Here is a 20,440-nt window from a genome sequence, read left to right as displayed (position 1 = left end):
GAGCCAGGAACCAAGAGTCAAGACTTAAAACGAAAAAGTATACAAATGCACAACTTTGAAAAACTATTTTTCTGGCAAAAATCCATAGTATTGGCAAAAAATATTTACATTATTTGTCAAGAGATCAGCGATGATGAAAAGTATGGTTTAATTTCTCAGATTAAAAGATGTGTCGTTTCTATTCCGTCTAATATTGCTGAAGGTTCCGGGAGAAATAGCAGTAAAGAATTTAATCATTTTCTTGCTATTGCTTTAGGCTCTGCATTTGAATTGCAAACTCAATTGATTTTGGTGAAAGAGCTGAGTCTTTTATCAGAAGAAAAAGTAAATACTTTGCTTAGCGAAGTATCTGAAATTCAAAGAATGATTTACTCATTTAAAAATAATTTAAAATAAAGTCTGGAAATCTTGGCTCTTGGCTCTTGATTCTTGACTCTAATAAAAAAGAAAAATGGCAAAACGTACAGATATAAAAACAATTTTAGTAATCGGTTCAGGACCTATCATCATTGGTCAGGCAGCTGAATTTGATTATGCAGGAACGCAGGCTTGTCTGTCTTTAAAGGAAGAAGGCTATAAGGTAATTTTGATCAACTCGAACCCTGCGACGATCATGACGGATGTGGAAATCGCAGATAAAGTATATATCGAGCCGATTTCATTACAGTTTGTAAGCCACATTATCAGAAAAGAACGTCCGGATGCGTTATTACCGACGCTTGGAGGCCAGACCGGTCTGAACATGGCGGTAGAACTGGAAAAATCAGGAATTCTTGAAGAATGCAAAGTAGAAGTATTGGGAACCAAGCTTTCTGCAATCAACAGAGCAGAAGACAGGGACCTTTTCCGTGAGCTGATGAGAGAATTGAATGAACCGGTTCCTGAATCTGATATTGTCAACACGGTAGAAGGAGCATTGGCTTTTGCCGATGAGATCGGATACCCTGTGATTGTTCGTCCTGCCTTTACCATGGGAGGAACAGGAGGTGGTATCGCTGCCACAGAGGCTGAATTGAAAGAAATCGCTGAATTAGGATTAAAGCACAGTCCGGTTACACAATGTCTTATTGAAAAATCGATTGCCGGCTTCAAAGAAATAGAATATGAGGTAATGCGTGATGCAAACGACAATGCTATTGTGGTTTGTAACATGGAAAATATAGATCCGGTAGGAGTTCACACCGGAGATTCAATTGTAGTGGCACCTTCTCAGACGCTTTCAGACAGAGAATATCAGTTGCTGAGAAACGCTTCTTTAAAGATCATCAGAGCATTGGGAATCGAAGGAGGATGTAACGTACAGCTGGCATTGGATCCACATTCATTCAACTACTATATCATCGAGGTAAACCCCAGAGTTTCCCGTTCATCAGCATTGGCAAGTAAGGCAACAGGCTATCCGATTGCAAAAATTGCTGCAAAAATCGCTGTAGGGCTGACATTGGATAAAATCATGAATCCGGTAACAGGAAAAACATACGCATGTTTCGAGCCTGCGCTGGATTATGTGGTGACAAAATTCCCAAGATTCCCGTTCGATAAATTCGAAACAGCGGACAGAAGACTTTCTACCCAGATGAAAGCTACAGGAGAAGTTATGGCGATCGGAAGAAACCTTGAAGAATCTTTACAGAAAGCGATCCGTTCGTTGGAAACAGGAATCAAGCACTTAGGATTAAAAACAAAACAGGCTCAGGCACTTACCGCTGAGGAAATCGAAAGAAGAATCAGAGTGTGTGACGATGAGAGATTATTCATCATCGGGGATGCTTTAAGAAGGGGGTACGACTGGGAACAGATCGTAGAATGGAGTAAGATCGATAAATTCTTCATCTGGAAGCTTAAAAAACTGGTTGATTTCGAAAAAATAATCGCTGAGAATAAATTTGATAAAGAAACTTTGATTGAAGCTAAAAAACTAGGCTTCGCAGATATCAATATTGCTGTTCTCTGGGATGTAACGGAGCGTGAAGTTTTCAACTTCAGAAAAGAAAACGGGGTGATGCCGGTGTACAAAATGGTAGACACCTGTGCTGCTGAATTTGAAAGTGAAACGCCATACTTCTACGGAACGTATGAAGAAGAGAATGAAAGTGTCGTTTCAGATAAGGAAAAGATCATCGTACTGGGGTCAGGACCTATCAGAATCGGACAGGGAGTTGAGTTTGACTATGCAACGGTTCACTCAGTTTGGGCGATCAAGGAAATGGGGTACGAAGCGATCATTATCAACAACAACCCTGAAACGGTTTCTACAGATTTTTCAATCTCTGATAAACTATACTTCGAGCCCCTTACAGAAGAAGATGTAATGAACATCATAGAGCTTGAAAAACCTAAAGGAGTAGTCGTACAGTTCGGTGGGCAGACCGCAATCAACCTTGCAGACAAACTGGCTTCTCACGGAGTACAGATTTTAGGAACTTCATTGGAAGACCTTGACAGAGCGGAAAACAGAGATAAATTTGAAAAAGCCCTTCAGGAACTTGGTATTCCTCAGCCGAAAGGAAGAACATCCACTTCAAAAGAAGAAGCGATAAAAATTGCCAATGAGATCGGTTATCCGGTATTGGTTCGTCCAAGCTACGTTTTGGGAGGCAGAGCCATGGAAATCGTATATGCTGAAGCAGAATTAGCACATTATATGGAGCATGCGGTAGATGCAAGCCCTGAGCACCCTGTTTTGGTTGACAAGTATATGGTAGGAAAAGAAATCGAAGTGGATGCCATCTGCGACGGTGAAACAGTGGTGATTCCCGGAATTATGGAGCACATTGAAAGAGCCGGAGTTCACTCCGGAGACTCTATCGCAGTCTATCCGCCACAGAATATTTCCCAAAGCGAAATTGAAACTTTGGTAGACTATACAAAGAGATTGGCTAAAGGACTGAACGTTATCGGATTGATGAATATCCAGTACGTTCTTTTCGAAGGAAATGTCTATGTGATCGAGGTAAACCCACGTTCTTCAAGAACAGTTCCTTTCTTATCCAAAATCACGGAGGTTCCGATGGCTAACCTTGCAACAAAGGCGATCTTAGGACAAAAACTGAAAGATTTAGGCTATGAGAACGGACTGGTTCCAAACAAAGAAGGAGTCTTTGTAAAAGTTCCGGTATTCTCTTTCTCCAAGCTGACTAAGGTAGATATCTCCCTGGGACCGGAAATGAAGTCTACAGGAGAGGTTATGGGTAAAGATACAACTCTTGAAAAAGCCCTTTACAAAGGATTGGTGGCCGCAGGAAGAAAAGTTCCTATGCATGGTTCTATCTTATTCACAGTAGCGGATAAGCACAAGCAGGAAGCTGCTGATCTGGCGGCAAGATTCCATGAAGTAGGTTTCAGAATCTGGGCCACTGAAGGAACTGCAAAATTCTTCGAAGAAAAAGGAATCCCTTGCAAGATCGGCTACAAGATCGGAGAAGAAAGTGTAAACCTTATCGACCTGATCCAGAAAGGGAAAGTTCAGTATGTTGTCAATACGACTACAAAAGGAAAACAAGCTGAAAGAGACGGATTCCAGATCAGAAGGATGAGTGTGGAAAACGGTGTTCCTTGTCTGACGTCGATGGATACGGTTGAAGCTATTTTAAAAGTGATCGAAAGCATGAGCTTCAAAATGGAGACGATGTAATTTCGACTAAAATATTTTTGAAAACGCACCTTAAAAATAAGGTGCGTTTTTACTTTATGGAAATTATTTTATTTATATTTAGTGATATTTCAGGTAGTAAACCTAACAGGTTTTTAAAACCTGTTAGGTTTGTATAATATAGCTGTATATGAGATTTAATATTTTATTTTTTATATTGATTTTTATTTGTTCCTGTACTGCAAAAAATGATCCTCAGAATGATGCAGAGCTTAGAAAATATGAAATAGCCTATCATGCTATTACTCATAAATTAAATCAGGGAAAACCATATTGGGAAGAATATCATTCTGATGCTTCCGGAGTGAAAATCATTCCTAAAATTTATAGAATTAAGAACTATTCAGTTTATAGAAGTGAGTATTTCAAAAATGAAAATTCCTTTTCAAATCCTACAATAAAAAAAGTTTCCAAAAAATATACAAAGGCGAATTGGAGAATAGACAGGAAATATAAAATATTAACGTTTGATGAATTAAAAAGATTTCATGGTCCCTTACGTTATATTTATTTTTCAGAAATCAAAAATGACTCCCTCAGGGCAGAAATTTTAGGAAACCCTTTTGCAGAGTATTCTATGACAACGGGAGACCATTATTTAATTATATTTGAAAATAATTATATTAAATCTGTTCAAAAGAAGGTTGGACATTATGATTGAAATCAATGTAATTAACCATGGTATTACCAATGGTTTTATAAGAAATATTTTAATAATCAGTGCTAGAAGATAGACAAAAGGCAATAAAAATTTTACTTAAAACAATAGCGAGTCCGGAACCCAATGAACAGATTTGTGCAGTTTGCAGACTTGGTATTGATAACGAAAAATGGGATTATTGGTTTGGAAGCAAATAATACCAACTAAAGTATTATAGCTGTCTGTATTTTTCCCTCTATAAGCTTCGAAATAAGATTTTTTGAAAGATTATTTAAAATTATTATCTATCTGTTCAATAGAGAATTGCGAATTATGAGCAAAAGCTAGTCTTAAGACTGCTACCAATTAAAATTTAGCTCTGATTAAAAAGAGAAAAATGGTTTGTACACTTTTCTCTTTTTTGTGCATATTTGTGTAATCATTAACAAAAATATTCCATGAAAAAAACTGCATTATTTCCAGCATTACTCTTATGTTTATTTTCCTGTAAAAAAAATCCTGAAAGCTTTGAAAGCTCATCAGATACTCCGGGAAATTCAGCTCCCATTGAAAATTTAAACATTCAGACAGACTCCTTTACTGAAATAGACAGTACGGGTGTCCTGATGTTTCCCTTGAAAATGGGGCAAAATCCTGGAAAAGATGGAAGTTATTCCTACAAAGAGATGCCTAATAATGGATATTGGAATATCATTTTCCTGAATTCAAAAACAAATGAATATCATTTACTTACAGAACAGAAAATTCTGATACTGGACTATAATTACAAATACAATTCTGAAGAAGGCATTAATCTTTCCAAAAAAACAGATCACATTTTTTATAATGTAAGAAGCCTGGATTATAATAAGGATAAGCTGCTCAATGAAAAAGACCCGGTTTATCTGTTTGTTTCTGACAAATTGGGAAAAAATCTGAGACAAATCTCACCTTCGAATTATAATCTGAATACCTGGAAATATATTCAGGCATCAAACAAAGTCGTTATGACCGCGACAAAAGACAGCAATAACAATAACGCATTTGATGATAAAGATGAAATCTTAACTTTTGAGATTGTATTGAACCAATCAGAAACGCCAAAAGAAGTTTTCCAATCTGAGTTGAAGGATAAACTGAAAAAACTTTATGACAGAGACTGGAAAAGAATAAAGTAAATGAAGAAACTGACTAAAAATATAGTTTAAGATTTAGTGCTGTAGGTTTTTGTTTCAGTGAATTAGAAAATAAATGTTTTTTGCGGATTTATTTATAAATTAGAGCGTTACAAATAAAAGCTGTTGAGCGTATCAAAAAAATAGATAAAACTTCACCAAACTAAAAACGACCATGGCAGAATATTACGCAAAATCAAACAATTCTTTGTCTTTTGAAGTCACTAAGGACGATCAGTTTATAGGAAAACTTATCTATAAGAATTGGTTTCAATTTAATGCTGAAGTAGAGACTTTAAACCGTTTTTATCAGATTGAACCTAAGGGATTTTGGGGAACGACCATTGAGTTGAAAGACCATGAAAGAGTATTGCTTAAATTCCGCATGAACTGGAATGGGGAAATTGTAATACAGACCTACTTTGATGGCGTAAAGGAGGGTTTTCTTTTTAAGCATCGGGGAATATTTAAAGAATCATTTGTCCTTGCAGACCAGCAGGGAGCTGAACTTTTCGTGATGAAGCCTCATTTGAAGTGGAGTTCCATGAATTATGAATATCAGATCATTACTTCTGAAAAATTTGAGACCTTTTCTCATAAGGAAATACTATTGATCAATGCACTACACTGTGCCAATTATTATATGTCTATGATGATGGCTGCCATAGTGTAGAGAAGTAATGAAAGTACCATTGTAAAAAATAAGTAAACAGAATACAAAGTGTTCAGTTTAGTATAAAGGGTTTCCGATTATCGGAAACCCTTTATTTATGGGCTATTTCATCGAATAAATTTTATGATTTCTATCATATATTTATTTAGAATCAATAAAAATAAAGTAATTTCGCATTACTAAGCTTACTTATAAAAATGAAAAAAACTATTATTTCTGCATCTGTATTGGTCGTTACCATGCTCAGTGCACAAGAAAAAGACACTCTTAAAGTTTCAGAAATCCAGTCAGTATCCCTTCAGGGGACCCATAATTACAGAACGAAGAAATCAGAATCCGTAGCGAGGCTTCCATTGGAAAACCTTGAAAACCCAACAGTTTATAATCTTGTTCCCAAAGAGATCATCAGTGAAATGAATGCCATAGATTTTAATACGGCAATGGCTTCAGCTCCGGGAGTGGTGGTGAATAACAGTGTCAATGATAGTGGGAATGATATTTTCCTGAGAGGATTCAGCTCTTCTGCCAATTTCAGAAACGGATTGCTGCAGAATCCAAGGGTACAGTCTGAAATCGCCAATATTGAAAGAGTAGAAGTTATCAAAGGGCCATCCGGAACTTTATTTGGAGGAACGTTGGCCAACTATGGAGGAGTCGTTAATGTGGTGACCAAAAAACCACAGGAAACCTTTGGGGGGATCATCAATTATACCACCGGAAGCTGGGGAATGAACAGAATTACAGCTGATATTAATGCGCCGATGAATAAAGAAAAAACCGCTCTGGCCAGATTTAACATAGCAGCGTATTCCCAGGATTCCTTTCAGGATGCAGGTTATAATAAAGGATTATTTTTCTCAGGAAGTATTTTATATAAAGTCAATGATAAAACGACAGTAACATTGGACACTGAGTTCCATGCTCCGGAAAAGACGTTGAATGCTTATGTAAGACAGTCGGAAAAATTAACGCTTCATTCCATGAAAGATCTTGCAGGAGCTCATGACAGGTCATTTACAAGTAACGATATCGGTTCAAAAAGAACCAATTTTGTGACCATGGCTGAAGTCACGCACAGATTTAATGACCAATGGATTTCCAGAACATCCTACCAAAGAGGAATGGCAAATGAAAATGAATCCATATTTTTAGTGCTTAACTATTTAAATAATAACTCTATAAGCAGAAGTATCCGCCCTTTTGATAATTTTAAGATAACAACGGATAACATACAACAGAACCTTATCGGTGACTTTAAAATAGGAAATCTTAGAAACAGGTTGGTTGTGGGCTTGGATTATTATCAGCAAACTACAAAAAACCAGTATGGGATGTTTAAGACCTCAAAAGATGATACTAAGGGGTCCGTTTTTGCTCCCTATGATATAATTAAGCTAAATGAATCTTCTCCCTGGCAGCCGATATCCAGGAGCCTTGTAGAAAACCTGGAAAGAATTCCCAATAATCCGGATAGTAATGTAAAGCCGACAAACTATGAGATTACACAGTTCAGAACATTCAGTGTATATGCTTCCGATGTCCTCAATATTACGGACAATCTGTTGGTAATGGCGAGCTTAAGAATGGATAATTATAAAAATGATAATATCATTACCAATGGTGTGGAAGGGAAAGGAAAGTATACACAGACTCAATTTGCCCCGAAATTCGGATTGGTGTACGAGATCATCAAAAATGAAGTTTCATTCTTTGCCAATTATGTCAACGGCTTTAAGAACGTAGCCCCAACGGTGGACCCAAGAGATTCAAGCAGAAATACCTATATCGAATACAAGCCGGAGCAGGGAAATCAGTTTGAAGCAGGATTTAAATTAGACTTGTTTGGTAAAAAGCTCCTGACGACCGTAAGCTATTACAATATGAAGATTAAAAACCGTCTGATGCCTGACCCGTCAGGTATTACCGGGCTTTATATTCAGGATGGGAATATTAAAAATCAGGGATTGGAAGTGGATGTAGTAGCCAACCCGGTGAAAGGCTGGAATATCGTTGCAGGTTATGGCTATAATGACAATAAATTTGATGATAGAAGCAAAGATGCCGGAAAAAGAAGCGCATGGTCTCCCAAGCATGTGGCTAATTTCTGGACCAGCTATAAAATCATGGACGGAGCCTATGAAGGGATTGGCTTCGGAGCAGGATTCAACTTTGTCGATAAAACCTATATCAATATCACCAATCATTTCCTGGCACCTTCCTATACAACCGTTGGAGCTACTGTATTCTATGACAAGAAAAAATACAGAATCGGCCTGAAGATGAATAACGCATTGAATGCAACTTACTGGAATTTCTACGGACAGCCACAGAAGCCAAGAGAAATTCTGGCCAATTTCGCATTTAAATTCTAAAACTTTTTAAAAGACAAAAACAGGCTGTCTCTAAGGTTTGTGTTCTCCAACAACGATGACCTTAGAGACAGCCTTACACTATGAGATATGGATAATAAAAAAGCTAATCAAAAGAAAAAGCAGGGAAAATCCCTGACCAAAAGAATCACAGGATGGCTGCATCTCTGGCTCGGACTTGTTTCCGGGATTATTGTCCTGACTGTGACGCTTTCCGGGACCGTATTTGTCTTCTGCGACGAAATTATCGATCTGTGTGGGGGAAATGCAAAATACGTTCAGGCACCAGCCCATGCAAAGAAGATGACACCCGAAGAACTGCTGGTACATTTCCATCAGCAGGTGCCGGACAGAAAAGCATTTTACTTCGATACTTATAAAGAAGCGGACCGGAGCTTCCGGGTAGCTTCTGCCACCCAACCCCCTAAAGATAAAAGTGCTGAAAAAGCCGGAAAGCCTAAAGGAAGAGGCCCCAGGGGAGTATTTGCCTATCATTATCTGGATCCTTACAGCGGAAAAGTAATGGGCTCCACCAAAAGCTATGAATTTTTCTATGTGGTTGCCCACATTCATGCCCAATTGCTGGCAGGAAAATTCGGGAAAACAGTGGTAGGTGTCGCTTCCATTATATTTTTTGTTCAGCTGATAGGTGGTCTGATCCTTTGGTGGCCGAAAAAGTGGAACAAAACCACAAGAACCGCAGCATTTAAAATAAAATCAGGAACCAAATGGCGCAGAAAAAATTATGATTTCCATAATGTGTTCGGGTTTTATTCCTTATTACCGGCTGTATTTATAACGGTTACCGGGCTTATTATGGCTTATGAAATTTTGACGGATCTTACCCAGGAGGCTTTCGGAGGAACCCCGGATGCCCATAAGATCGCTGAAAAATATGAACCAAAGTTTGATCCTGATAAAAAGGCGTTGTCATATGCTGATTTTGCAGATAGGAAGTTCAAAGAATTCCCTGATGCCAAGCAGCTCAGGATGAGCATTCCGAGAAATGACTCTGCAACAGTATATCATATGGTGGCGGCTCAATTTATCGGACTGAAAAGCCTTGTCAACGGAAAACGCATGGAAACCAATAAGTATACAGGAAATGAGATCGAATATCCGAAGGAAGTTCAGATGCATGAAGTCATCGAGCATATGAATTTTGATCTGCATGTGGGCTATTGGGGTGGAATGTTCGGTAAGATCTTTACTTTCGTTATCGGGATCATCTGTACAAGCCTCCCGGTTACAGGGTTCCTGATATGGTGGGGCAGAAGAAACAAGTCACCTAAAAAGACAAAAGAAATTAAAAATATTCATCAGCACAGAAAAGAAGAGCATCATGAACAATTGGTTTAAATTTTTATGTTTTTCCCTGCTTTTGGTTTTTATACCAAATAATGCCCAGGAAAAGGTAACGATAGGAGAAAAGCAGACTTTGTTTTCAAAGGTTTTAAATGAAAACAGGGAAATCTGGGTACATCTTCCCAAAACATATCACGATAGCAGCATCAATCCTGCGAAATATCCGGTTATTTATCTTTTAGACGGGGAGATCAATTTTGAATATTATGCGGGAATGACGGATTTCCTGTCGAAAGCTCCATATGCGGATATTCCGGAATGTATTGTGGTAGGAATTAAAAATACAGAAAGAACGAGGGATCTTACTCCCACAAAATCTCAAAAGAAAAGTCCGGTAAACCCGGGTCTCACTCTTTTTGCGGACAGTGGCGGAAGTGAAAATTTTGTAAAATTTATACAGGAAGAGCTGAAACCTTTTGTTGGAAAGAATTACAGAGCTCAGGATTACTCTGTTTTGGTAGGGCATTCCTTCGGAGGACTGTTTTCAATCCATACTTTTCTTACTCATCCGGAATATTTCAACGCTTATGTTGCCAATGATCCAAGCTTATGGTGGGACAACAAGGTTCTGATTTCCAAAACAAAAGACTATTTAGCGAAAAATAAATCTTTTCCGGCAAAGAAATCTCTGTATGTTTCCCAGGCAGATAATGAAGAACAGCAGAAAAACTGGAATTCTGATATGACACAGGCGATCGATGAATTTAAAGCCGTCGTTGAGAAAAACGGTTCATTGAATTATAAGCATCGTTTTTTTGAAGGGGAAGTACATGGAACAGTTTCATATCCCGGAAATTATGAAGCACTGAAGTTTATATTTAAAGGCTTCCGGACAGATATAAAACAGCTTGCCAAAAATCCAAAGCTGCTTGAAGAGGATTATAAACAATTTTCTGATAAAATGGGTACAGACTTCATCCCTTCGGAAACCTATCTGAATGTTGTTCTTAAATTTATGAAAGGAAATGACTTTAAAGAATCCGAGACCTATTTCATCAATATGAAAAACAGGTTGTATCCCAAGGCAAAACCGTTTTCATAGCATCAATCATTACTCTCTATATAATTAAAACCATAAACTTCAGATTGTTTATGGTTTTGTTATTTTTAGATAGAGAACTTGTTTAATGTTCTTAAGGGTGTTTAAGGTAGCAAACCTAACAGGTTTTTAAAACCTGTTAGGTTTAGATGTTAAGTTAAAGTCAGCAATGAAAACTATAGGTTTTTAAGTACTGAATTTCTTGTTACCTTATAATAAATTTTGGCTAAACCCAATGGATAGTTTATAAAATAAAAACGGGCTAAAGACTATTGCTATTGAATTATATATTCTCGCAGATTTTGCTGATTACGCAGATTAACCCATTTCGCCTTTTTGCAATTTCGCTCTTTTGCCCCTTAATGTCTGTTATCACAATTAATCGGCATATCTTTCTGATCTTTACCCAAAAATGTAATAGAAGGGCATCCGAATGAATGGCTGATAAATCCAAATATTACAGGAGGTTTCCCCTTGAAAAGATAACCTGTCCACTGCATTGCATTGGCAGCATCAGTTTCTATTCCGTTAAGTGGAGTGAATTCCGCACCATCACCTCCGGCCGTTGTGATTGTTTTTTCAAATGTCTTTTCATTATGGTCATTGACGATCACCAGTTTACGCTCCATAATGATTTCATTTTCAAGGTAGTCCTGCATATAATAGGTCTGATTCTCATATTGGGCCTGGTAGGTATTTCCGGGTTTCAGCTTTGAATGGGTAAAGTACTTTTTTGCAATATCAGCGCCTGCTTTTTTCCATGCGATAGCCTGCATTTTACCCTCAATGAAAGGATTTTTATTTCCAAAATAAGCAATTGCATTATTATATTTGTCATAGACCTCATTGCTTTGTTGAGCTTCAAGCTGAAATCCCAGCATGTAATACCCCGGATCCAAATCTTCACCCTCCATAGAATAAGGATCTAAATACGCAACCGCTTTCAGCTTATTTAATGGAAGTTTCTGAAGTTTGTTGAATTCATAATTGAAGAGATAGAGTGAATCTCTTTCAGTAAGATGAAGACCATCCAGCATCTTTTTTCTGTGCTTTGGGTCGAGTTCCAGATACTGCAGCTGATCAAAAGGAATGCTCTTCTGTTTCTTAAAGATGTCTTCCTGTATAGAATGAGGATCATTATAGATATCCGATACGGAAATAAAGACATCTGACAGGGCGTCTTTCTGTGCAGAAGAAATGAGGCCGATGCTGTAAATATTAAAATTACTGTAGTCTATTTTATCTTCAACTTTTGTGGTTCTGACAGAATCTGTAGCAGGTTTTGCAGGACTTTCAACGGTCTTTTTTTCTTCTTTCCGGCAGCTGAGAATAGCCAGTGGAAATAATAAAAGCGCTATGGCTGTGTTGATCTTCATAAGCTTTCTATTATGTTTTGTGATCCTGAAAGGAATTGTTTGCTGCGCTTTCACTCCGGAAAACCCGGCAGAAAGAAGAAAAAGAACTGTTTTTTTGAGCATTATAGTGATTCGTGTTTATCCCTTTAAAATTACCCATTATCTTTGGAACAGCAAATAATAAAATGAAATGGTTGAAAAATTGCTTCAAAGCGGCATTCATTGGGAAAAGAAAGAATTCAGAAGGTATGAGTTCCTGAAGATCTCAGGAAGCACGGATACACATATTTATTTTATAGAAAAGGGCAGCGTAAGGATCTTTATGACGGATGAAAACGAAGAAAGGATTATCCGCTTCGGATATACCGGGAATATTATTGTTGCTCTGGATTCTTTCCTTTCCGGAAAACCTTCAGATCTTTATATTCAGGCTATCAAGAAAACAACTGTGAGAGTGGCTGCTAAAAAAGATTTTTATGAATTCATCCGATCCGGTGAAGAGCAGATGAAATTTTGGATGAATGTTCTGGAGGACCTGGTGCTTCAACAGCTGGAAAGAGAAAAGGATCTGCTGATCAATGTTCCGGGAGAACGTTATAAACGTGTTTTAAAGCGGAGTCCTAAGCTGTTTCAGGAAGTTCCCAATAAATACATTGCCAATTATCTGCGAATGTCACCGGAAACTTTATCGAGACTTAAAAAATCTTGAGTTCAGTCAATATTTAAAAGTAAACAGATCAGGAACTTTGCATCAAAGAAGTGTAATGAAACACAGCATGATCAATTTCCTGTATTGGGAATGACATGTGAAGTTTGATCTGACTTTAAAAATATAATAAACAGATGAAAATTTCAACCTCAGATTTGTTAGATGAATTAAAAAACAGAACCCGGGAGCACATGCAATATGCCGGGACTCTCTTACATAAGCCGGAGAATGATCTGAACTTCAGAATTTCACCGGACAGCTGGAGTGCATTGGAATGCCTGGAACATCTTAACCGCTACGGAGACTTCTATATTCCGGAACTCACCAATAAAATATCAGGTTCCGGAACAGCTTCACAGCCTTTCTTCAAGCCTGGAATTCTAGGGAACTACTTTGCTAAAAGCATGCTTCCAAAGGGAAAGCTCAACAAGATGAAAACCCTGAAAGCCATGAACCCTATTCATAGCCAATTGAACCGAAATGTGATAGAAGAATTTATCATACAACAAAAGCAATTGCTTGAGCTACTGGAAAAGGCAGGAAATGTTGATCTGGAAAAGACAAAAACAGGCATCAGCATCTCAAAACTCATCAAGCTTAAACTCGGGGATACTCTCCGTTTTATAATTTATCATAATGCAAGACATATAGAACAAGTGAAAAGAGTTTGGGCCAACCGATAAAAAGCAGATCCGATTTCCAAAAAAAGCTTAATTTTAATCTAATGGAAACTATATATCAAAAAACGATACAGACTCCACTGGGAGAAATGATAGCTTGTGCGGTGGATAAGGGAATCTGTCTGCTTGAATTTACAGACCGGAAAGATGTTGAAAAGCAGTTCAGATCTTTATCAAAAGCCTTGAATGCGGAAATTGTAGCAGAAGAGCATATCCATTTCAGACAGCTGGAAGATGAGCTTAAAGAATACTTTGAAGGAAATAGAGAACAGTTTCATGTACCGTTATATACTACCGGCACTGAGTTTCAGGAAAAAGTATGGCAGCTCCTTCGTGAAATTCCGATGGGGGAAACCAGAACATATAAGCAGCAGTCTGAATTTTTAGGAAATCCGAAAGCGATCCGGGCCGTAGGAACAGCTAATGGAATTAATAAAATAGCCATTTTAATACCCTGTCACCGTGTGATTGGTTCCAATGGAGATCTCGTAGGATATGCGGGTGGAATCTGGAGAAAGCAAAAATTATTGGAATTAGAGAAAGCTATTTTGTTTTGATTTTTGTAATTTTAAGCAAAAATTTACACGTGAAAAAGTTATTAGCAGCAGTTTGCATTTCAGTTTCAGCATTCAGTTTTGCACAGGACTATTCTGTACCGGCAGCAAGTCCGCGCCAGAAAGTGGAGCAGCAGTTTTCAATGTCCAAGATTACGATCGATTACGGAAGACCGGGAGTGAAGGGGCGTAAAATCTTTGGAGAGTTGGTTCCTTATGGCCAGGTTTGGAGAGCAGGAGCGAACTCATCTACAAAAATCACATTCGGGCAGGCCGTTAATTTCGGAGGAAAAACGGTTCCGGCAGGAACGTATGGACTATTCATTGTGCCTACGGAAAAAGAATGGAAGGTTATTTTGAATAAAGATTTCCAGCAGTGGGGAGCTTATACTTATGATCCTAAGCAGGATGTGGTAGATGTTACCGTACCGGTTAGTAAACTGGCAGACAAGCAGGAGTGGTTTGAAATTACCCTTAACCCTACAGATGAAAACTCAGGAAACTTAGTGATCAAGTGGGATATGGCCCAGGCCGAAGTCCCATTGAAGCCATCCAAGCTGGATACGGTGATCAAGATTTCTGATAAATTGAAAGAAATCAAAAAAATAGAATCAGACTCTACTAAAAAAAGCTAAAATGAATTTTTCTGTTCAGCCTGTTTTAGAGAATGAAGACTATCAATTAATCCCCTTACAGCAAGGGGATTTTGAATCTTTATATGAGGTGGCGTCGGACCCTGAGGTATGGGAGCAGCATCCTAATAAAGACCGGTATAAAAGAGAGGTTTTTGAGATTTTTTTCAAAGGCGCCATGGAGAGTGGGGGAGCTTTTAAAATTGTAGAGAAAGCTACCGGTGATGTATTGGGAAGCAGCCGTTATTATAATTTCGATGAAGATGACCATCATATTTTCATTGGGTATACTTTTTACGGAACAAAATCCTGGGGAAAAGGGATCAATCCAAAAGTTAAAAAACTGATGCTGGATTATATTTTCCAGTTTGTCGATAAGGTTCATTTTCATATCGGGAAAGAAAATTTCCGCTCACAAACGGCTTTGGAGAGGCTTGGTGGGAATAAGATTGCTGAAGAAGAAGTGGCTTATTTCGGAGAACCTACACGGACCAACTTTGTATATGAAATCAAAAAAGAAGATTGGGTATGAAAAAATATAGAATTCAGCAGTCTCCGTTTGTAGTGCCTACTCATGACGGGAAGTTTATTGAGGAACATTGGGGAAATTCTACAGGAAATTCCAATGTTTCGATCGCTCATATGGTAGCTCCTCCGGACTGGAGTGAGCCCCATCAGACGCCAGAGTTTGATGAATTTACCTACATCATTTCAGGAAAAAAGCAGTTTGAAATAGATGGTGAGACGATAGTCCTGGAAAAAGGACAGAGCATCCTTGTTGAAAAAGGAGCCAGAATCCGCTACAGCAATCCGTTTTCAGAACCTTGTGAATATCTTGCCATTTGTCTTCCTGCGTTTTCTATGGAACTGGTAAACAGAGAGGAAGAAGGAATGGATTAATATAATATAACAATCAGACGATATACCAATGTACCAATGATTCCGGATTGGTACATTGGTATATTGATACACTGTTACATTGAATTATTATTTCAAAATTTCATTCAGGAACATCAGCGTGTGATTCCATGCTCTTTTAGCCATTACTTCATTATAATCCGGTGATTTCGGATCGGTGAAGGTATGTTTGGAATGAGCATAAGTAATAATCTGCCAGTCTGCATTTCCTTCATTCATTTCTTTGATCAGGTTGTTGTAATCTTCAGGCGTGACACTTCTGTCATCAGCAGGATTTTCAACCAGGATTTTAGCGGTTATTTTTTCATTTTTTCTGCTTTGGTCTTTGGCAAGGCTTCCATGAATAGATACAACGCCGGCTACAGGTAAATTTCCTCTTGCGGATTCCAATGCTCCGGTACCTCCAAAACAATAGCCAATGACTGCCGTTTTATCAGAGATTGCTCCATTTTTTTTCAATTGCTCCAACGCTAAGGAAATCCGTTTCTGGTATTCCTGATAGTTCTGTTTATAATAGCCTGAACTTTTGGAAGCCGCTTCATTGTCAGCCGGAATCTTTCCTTTACCGTAAATATCAGCGATAAAAGCAATATACCCTTGCTTTTCAAGTTCAATGGCTGCAGTTTTTGCCTCTTCGTCTATTCCTTTCCATGCCGGAAGGATCAAAACTCCCGGAAGTTTTTTCCCGGCATTGGAAGTGATCAGGCCATTCAGCTTTTGAGAACCGTCCTGATAGGATACTGTTTTAAGTTTTTGACTGGAAAGAGCTCCTGAAGCCATAATCAATGTGGTTAATAAGATTGAACGTATCATATTCTATTGGGTAATGGTTTTAAATCATTTTCTGCTGACGTGATCACAGCCTCCAATTAGTTTTTGTCATCTGCGAAAACCGGTAAAAGAAAAATTTTCCTCCTGTCAACCAAAAAATCCTCAACTAAATTAATTAAAAATAACTTAATTGAGGAGATTTATATTTTTATTTGGAATATCTTATATCTTAATCCCTAAACCGGCGAGTTCCTGCTCCAGATTGGTATCCGGTGTCACATGAATCGTCTCAAAACCTAAGGACTGAGCGATCTCAATATTCTTGGGATTATCATCAATGAAAACAGATTCATCTGCCTGTATGTTGTACCGGTCTAATAATACATGCCATATTTTAGGATCGGGCTTGATCAGTTTTTCTGTTCCCGAAACGACAATTTTACCATCGAAAATTTGAAAAAAATCATAATTTTCCAAAGCATAAGGAAACGTTTCTGCAGACCAGTTAGTCAGCCCGAATAACTGATAATCCGTATTTTTAAGCTTTCTCAGGACTTCTACATTCTGAGGGATATCACTTTTCAGCATTACCGTCCAGTTGTCATAATAGGCCCTGATCTCTTTTTCCCATTCAGGAAATTTTTTCACCTGGATTTCGGTTCCTTCTGTAAGGGCCCTTCCTCTGTCCTGTTCAATATTCCATTCATCCTGTGCGATATTTTCAAGGAAATATTCCATTTTCTCATCATCGTTGAAATAATCTTTGAAAAAATATCTCGGATTCCAGTCCATCAGTACACCTCCGAAGTCGAAAATGATGTTTTTTATTTTCATATGTATTGTTGTGTTGAATTTACCTGTTGTTTAGTAAACTACTCCGTTAAATCTTTGTTTTATCATCCTTTTGTGGCGGAAAATTATCATCTCTTCAACTGTAATATTTGTGAAACAGAATTTTTTGCTCAGTCTTAATCTTAGCCTTTACTCAGGTCTATAAAACTGATACTGTCCATTTTCATAATATGCATTGATATGCTGGAGACCATTCGTCAGAATAATCTCTCTGGCTCCGATGATGGAGTTATACCTGGCGGTTTGTTCGAAGGTTTTTTCCGTCAGTTTGATCTGGGGTGCTTTGCATTCGATCAGGATTACGGGCTCTGTTTTTTCAGTGATCAGAAGGTCGATTCTTTTGGTCAAACCATTCAGAACAATTTTTTTTTCGGTGATCAGTGCCGAAGTAGAATAGGATTTTACCGTAAGATAATAATGAATCCAATGCTGTCTGACCCATTCCTCGGGAGTGAGCAGAAGATAAGTTTTACGAACCAAATCATAAATAAAAAACTTATCTTTGTCTTTCTTGAATTTAAAATCAAAAGTTTCCTGAAAATTCAGTTTTGGAAGTTCCATTAATAAGATGAAAGAATTAGATTTAATCCTCAAAAATATTAAAAATAAAGAAGTTTTACCGATTTATTTTTTCCACGGAGAAGAAGCCTACTTTATTGATGTCGCTGTAAAAGCCCTTGAACACAACTTTTTGGAAGAAGATGAAAAAGCCTTCAACCAAACCGTTACTTATGGAAAAGATACTTCTTATCAGGAGGTTCTGTCTCTGGCAAGGCAGTTTCCAATGATGGGAGACAAGCAGGTAATCATCGTTAAAGAAGCTCAGGATCTTAAATTCAATGAGGAGGAAAACAGAATTCTTGAGTCCTATGTAGAAAATGCTGTCCCTTCTACAGTATTGGTTTTTGCCCATAAGCATAAAAAGCTGGACAGCAGGAAAAAAGCAACCAAAGCCCTGGAAAAGGCAAAAGCCCTTTTTCTGAGTGAATCGGTAAAGGAAAGTAATCTTCCGAAATGGATTGCCGATGAATGTACAAAGCTTAAGATTAAAACGGCACCCAATATTTCCCATCTATTGGCGGAATATTTAGGAAACGATCTTTCCAGAATTGCAAATGAACTGAACAAGCTGAAAATCATCCTTAAGGAAGATGAGGTGCTGGACGGAACCATTATTGAAAATCATATCGGGATCAGCAAGGAATACAATATTTTCGAACTTCAGAAGGCCTTAGGAACAAAAAATGCCAATGCGGCCTTTAAAATCGCCCATTTTATGGGGAAGAACCCTAAGAACAATCCTTTTGTAATGATGCTGGCCAGCCTTTACAATTATTTTTCCAATGTCATCATTTACCAGACAATGGCGGGGCAGCCTCCGCAGACTATTGCTTCCCAGATGGGAGTGAATCCTTATTTTATTAAAGACTATGCGGAAAGCGCAAGGCTTTATCCTTTAAAACATGCTACAAGAGTCATTTCTATTTTAAGAGAATTTGATATGAAAGGAAAAGGGCTTGGTGCGGTGAACATGGGTGAGGCAGAACTGATCAAAGAGCTAGTGTATAAGATCATTCATGTGGATAAGATTAAGATGAAGGTGTAGTTAGGAGGGGTGAGAATCATTGACAATCCGCATATCTCTTATTGACAACTATCATTAAAATAACTTTAAAAAGCCGGTAAAAATTACGAAATTAGCGGTCTTAATTTAATTAAAATCTTTTCGAACAAATAAATTTATGGAGCAAAACATTTTAGATTGTGTGATCGTAGGATCTGGACCTTCTGGTTTCACAGCTGCCATCTATGCAGCAAGAGCAGACTTAAAACCTGAATTGTATACAGGTTTGGAGCCGGGCGGACAATTAACAACCACTACAGAAGTTGATAACTTTCCAGGGTATCCAGCCGGGATTACAGGTCCTGAAATGATGATGGATCTGCAAAAACAGGCAGAAAGATTTGAAACCAAAGTACATTACGAAATGATCACTAAAGCTGAGTTCTCCAAAGAAGTTGGCGGTGTTCATAAATTATATGCAGGAAATAAAGAAATCCTGGCAAAAACAGTTATTATTTCTACCGGAGCTACTGCGAAATATTTAGGACTGGAAGATGAGAAAAAGTATGCCGGGGGCGGGGTTTCCGCCTGTGCTACATGTGACGGTTTCTTCTACAGAGGAAAAGACGTTGTGGTAGTAGGGGCAGGAGATACAGCTGCTGAAGAAGCTACTTATCTTGCTAAATTATGTAAGAAAGTAACAATGCTGGTGAGAAAAGATGTTTTCAGAGCCTCAAAAGCAATGATCCACAGAGTGGAAAATACTCCGAATATAGAAGTGAAGTTCCACCACGAACTGATCGGAATTGAAGGGGAAAACAGCTTGGTAGAAAGAGCTGTGGTCATCAATAACCAGACTCAGGAGAAGTCTACTGTAGATGTTGAGGGAATCTTTATCGCTATTGGACACAAACCGAATACAGATATTTTCGCAGGTCAGATTGATCTTGATGAGAACGGATATATCCTTACTGAAAAAGGATCTTCAAGAACAAATCTTCCGGGAGTATTTGCTGCGGGAGATGTTCAGGACCATATCTACAGACAGGCTATTACAGCTGCAGGAAGCGGATGTATGGCTGCGATGGATGCCGAAAAATATTTAGCTGAGTTACACTAATAGGATTCGGTTGATAAGATAGAAAGCGTACCAATAGGTGCGCTTTTTTCTTTCCCAGCATGAATAATACACGAATAAAAAGATTCGTTGCAAAAGATCAAGCTTTTAGTGGTTCTTATATATGTAATCATCCGTTTCTTATGGTTAAAAACTTAACTGCTGATATGTTATTAAGAATGAACTGATTAAAAACAGATCCTGGTAAAGCCGCTGTTTCTCTTTGCTTTCTTAGATATAAAACAGTCTGATATCTGAAGCTTTGTTTTAAAAAAAGCAGTCTCTTTTTATCATTTTATTCTTATTTTTCTTTTTCAAAATTAAATTCGGGAAATGTGCAATAATCATATAAAAACATTGATATATTTGTGAAAT

The 20,440-nt window shown here is 37.9% G+C and carries 20 protein-coding genes; 16 read left to right on the top strand and 4 right to left on the bottom strand.

Annotated features, from left to right (window positions below):
- The first annotated feature begins 45 nt into the window (after positions 1–45).
- From AC4IF5_RS00345 to AC4IF5_RS00310, 8 genes are all read left to right on the top strand, one after another.
- The gene (locus AC4IF5_RS00345) at positions 46–396 is read left to right on the top strand and encodes a four helix bundle protein (protein ID WP_490730657.1); all 351 of its coding nucleotides are present in this window, start codon (positions 46–48) and stop codon (positions 394–396) included.
- A 55-nt stretch (positions 397–451) separates the two neighbouring features.
- Positions 452–3,634 (top strand): carbamoyl-phosphate synthase large subunit, encoded by a 3,183-nt coding sequence (gene carB / locus AC4IF5_RS00340; protein WP_490730656.1) that lies wholly within the window; start codon positions 452–454, stop codon positions 3,632–3,634.
- A gap of 148 nt (positions 3,635–3,782) precedes the next feature.
- Positions 3,783–4,313 (top strand): hypothetical protein, encoded by a 531-nt coding sequence (locus AC4IF5_RS00335; RefSeq protein WP_490730655.1) that lies wholly within the window; start codon positions 3,783–3,785, stop codon positions 4,311–4,313.
- A 437-nt stretch (positions 4,314–4,750) separates the two neighbouring features.
- Positions 4,751–5,470, top strand: a complete 720-nt coding sequence (locus AC4IF5_RS00330) for a hypothetical protein (protein ID WP_490730654.1) — start codon at positions 4,751–4,753, stop codon at positions 5,468–5,470.
- Between the two features lie 172 nt (positions 5,471–5,642).
- On the top strand, positions 5,643–6,140 hold the full coding sequence (locus tag AC4IF5_RS00325; protein ID WP_490730653.1) for a hypothetical protein: 498 nt from the start codon (positions 5,643–5,645) through the stop codon (positions 6,138–6,140).
- Positions 6,141–6,337: 197 nt separating this feature from the next.
- Positions 6,338–8,512, top strand: a complete 2,175-nt coding sequence (locus AC4IF5_RS00320) for a TonB-dependent siderophore receptor (RefSeq protein WP_490730652.1) — start codon at positions 6,338–6,340, stop codon at positions 8,510–8,512.
- 87 nt (positions 8,513–8,599) lie between these two features.
- Positions 8,600–9,868, top strand: a complete 1,269-nt coding sequence (locus AC4IF5_RS00315) for a PepSY-associated TM helix domain-containing protein (RefSeq protein WP_490730651.1) — start codon at positions 8,600–8,602, stop codon at positions 9,866–9,868.
- Entirely contained in the window at positions 9,852–10,916 is a 1,065-nt protein-coding gene (locus AC4IF5_RS00310; protein WP_490730650.1) for an alpha/beta hydrolase, read from the top strand. The genes AC4IF5_RS00315 and AC4IF5_RS00310 overlap by 17 nt, the downstream gene beginning before the upstream one ends.
- A gap of 356 nt (positions 10,917–11,272) precedes the next feature.
- Here AC4IF5_RS00310 and AC4IF5_RS00305 read toward each other — a convergent pair whose 3' ends face one another.
- Positions 11,273–12,391: a hypothetical protein gene (locus AC4IF5_RS00305; RefSeq protein WP_490730649.1), complete on the bottom strand. Its 1,119-nt coding sequence runs from the start codon at positions 12,389–12,391 to the stop codon at positions 11,273–11,275.
- Between the two features lie 67 nt (positions 12,392–12,458).
- Between AC4IF5_RS00305 and AC4IF5_RS00300 the strand changes: the two genes are divergently transcribed.
- From AC4IF5_RS00300 to AC4IF5_RS00275, 6 genes are all read left to right on the top strand, one after another.
- On the top strand, positions 12,459–12,977 hold the full coding sequence (locus AC4IF5_RS00300; RefSeq protein ID WP_490730648.1) for a Crp/Fnr family transcriptional regulator: 519 nt from the start codon (positions 12,459–12,461) through the stop codon (positions 12,975–12,977).
- Between the two features lie 134 nt (positions 12,978–13,111).
- Positions 13,112–13,660 (top strand): DinB family protein, encoded by a 549-nt coding sequence (locus tag AC4IF5_RS00295; protein WP_490730647.1) that lies wholly within the window; start codon positions 13,112–13,114, stop codon positions 13,658–13,660.
- A 41-nt stretch (positions 13,661–13,701) separates the two neighbouring features.
- The gene (locus AC4IF5_RS00290; protein ID WP_490730646.1) at positions 13,702–14,214 is read left to right on the top strand and encodes a methylated-DNA--[protein]-cysteine S-methyltransferase; all 513 of its coding nucleotides are present in this window, start codon (positions 13,702–13,704) and stop codon (positions 14,212–14,214) included.
- Between the two features lie 29 nt (positions 14,215–14,243).
- Complete coding sequence (locus tag AC4IF5_RS00285) at positions 14,244–14,846, top strand: DUF2911 domain-containing protein (protein ID WP_490730645.1); 603 nt, start codon at positions 14,244–14,246, stop codon at positions 14,844–14,846.
- A 1-nt stretch (position 14,847) separates the two neighbouring features.
- A complete protein-coding gene (locus AC4IF5_RS00280; RefSeq protein ID WP_490730644.1) occupies positions 14,848–15,375 on the top strand; it encodes a GNAT family N-acetyltransferase in 528 nt (175 codons plus the stop codon).
- Entirely contained in the window at positions 15,372–15,743 is a 372-nt protein-coding gene (locus AC4IF5_RS00275) for a cupin domain-containing protein (protein ID WP_490730643.1), read from the top strand. Before AC4IF5_RS00280 ends, AC4IF5_RS00275 begins: the two co-directional genes overlap by 4 nt.
- A gap of 87 nt (positions 15,744–15,830) precedes the next feature.
- Here AC4IF5_RS00275 and AC4IF5_RS00270 read toward each other — a convergent pair whose 3' ends face one another.
- The 3 genes from AC4IF5_RS00270 to AC4IF5_RS00260 form a co-directional block, all read right to left on the bottom strand.
- The gene (locus tag AC4IF5_RS00270; RefSeq protein WP_490730642.1) at positions 15,831–16,574 is read right to left on the bottom strand and encodes a dienelactone hydrolase family protein; all 744 of its coding nucleotides are present in this window, start codon (positions 16,572–16,574) and stop codon (positions 15,831–15,833) included.
- 180 nt (positions 16,575–16,754) lie between these two features.
- Entirely contained in the window at positions 16,755–17,366 is a 612-nt protein-coding gene (locus AC4IF5_RS00265; RefSeq protein WP_490730641.1) for an HAD family hydrolase, read from the bottom strand.
- A 147-nt stretch (positions 17,367–17,513) separates the two neighbouring features.
- A complete protein-coding gene (locus tag AC4IF5_RS00260) occupies positions 17,514–17,945 on the bottom strand; it encodes a type I restriction enzyme HsdR N-terminal domain-containing protein (protein ID WP_490730640.1) in 432 nt (143 codons plus the stop codon).
- Positions 17,946–17,952: 7 nt separating this feature from the next.
- On the opposite strand from AC4IF5_RS00260, the gene holA reads away from it, so the two are divergent.
- Positions 17,953–18,990, top strand: a complete 1,038-nt coding sequence (gene holA / locus AC4IF5_RS00255; protein WP_490730639.1) for a DNA polymerase III subunit delta — start codon at positions 17,953–17,955, stop codon at positions 18,988–18,990.
- Between the two features lie 136 nt (positions 18,991–19,126).
- Positions 19,127–20,068: a thioredoxin-disulfide reductase gene (trxB, locus tag AC4IF5_RS00250; RefSeq protein WP_490730638.1), complete on the top strand. Its 942-nt coding sequence runs from the start codon at positions 19,127–19,129 to the stop codon at positions 20,066–20,068.
- Positions 20,069–20,440: the final 372 nt, after the last annotated feature.

It is taken from the genome of Chryseobacterium sp. UF-290, assembly GCF_058245615.1.
The sequence above is the reverse complement of the archived record's forward strand: the minus strand, read 5'-3'. Positions and strand labels throughout refer to the sequence as shown.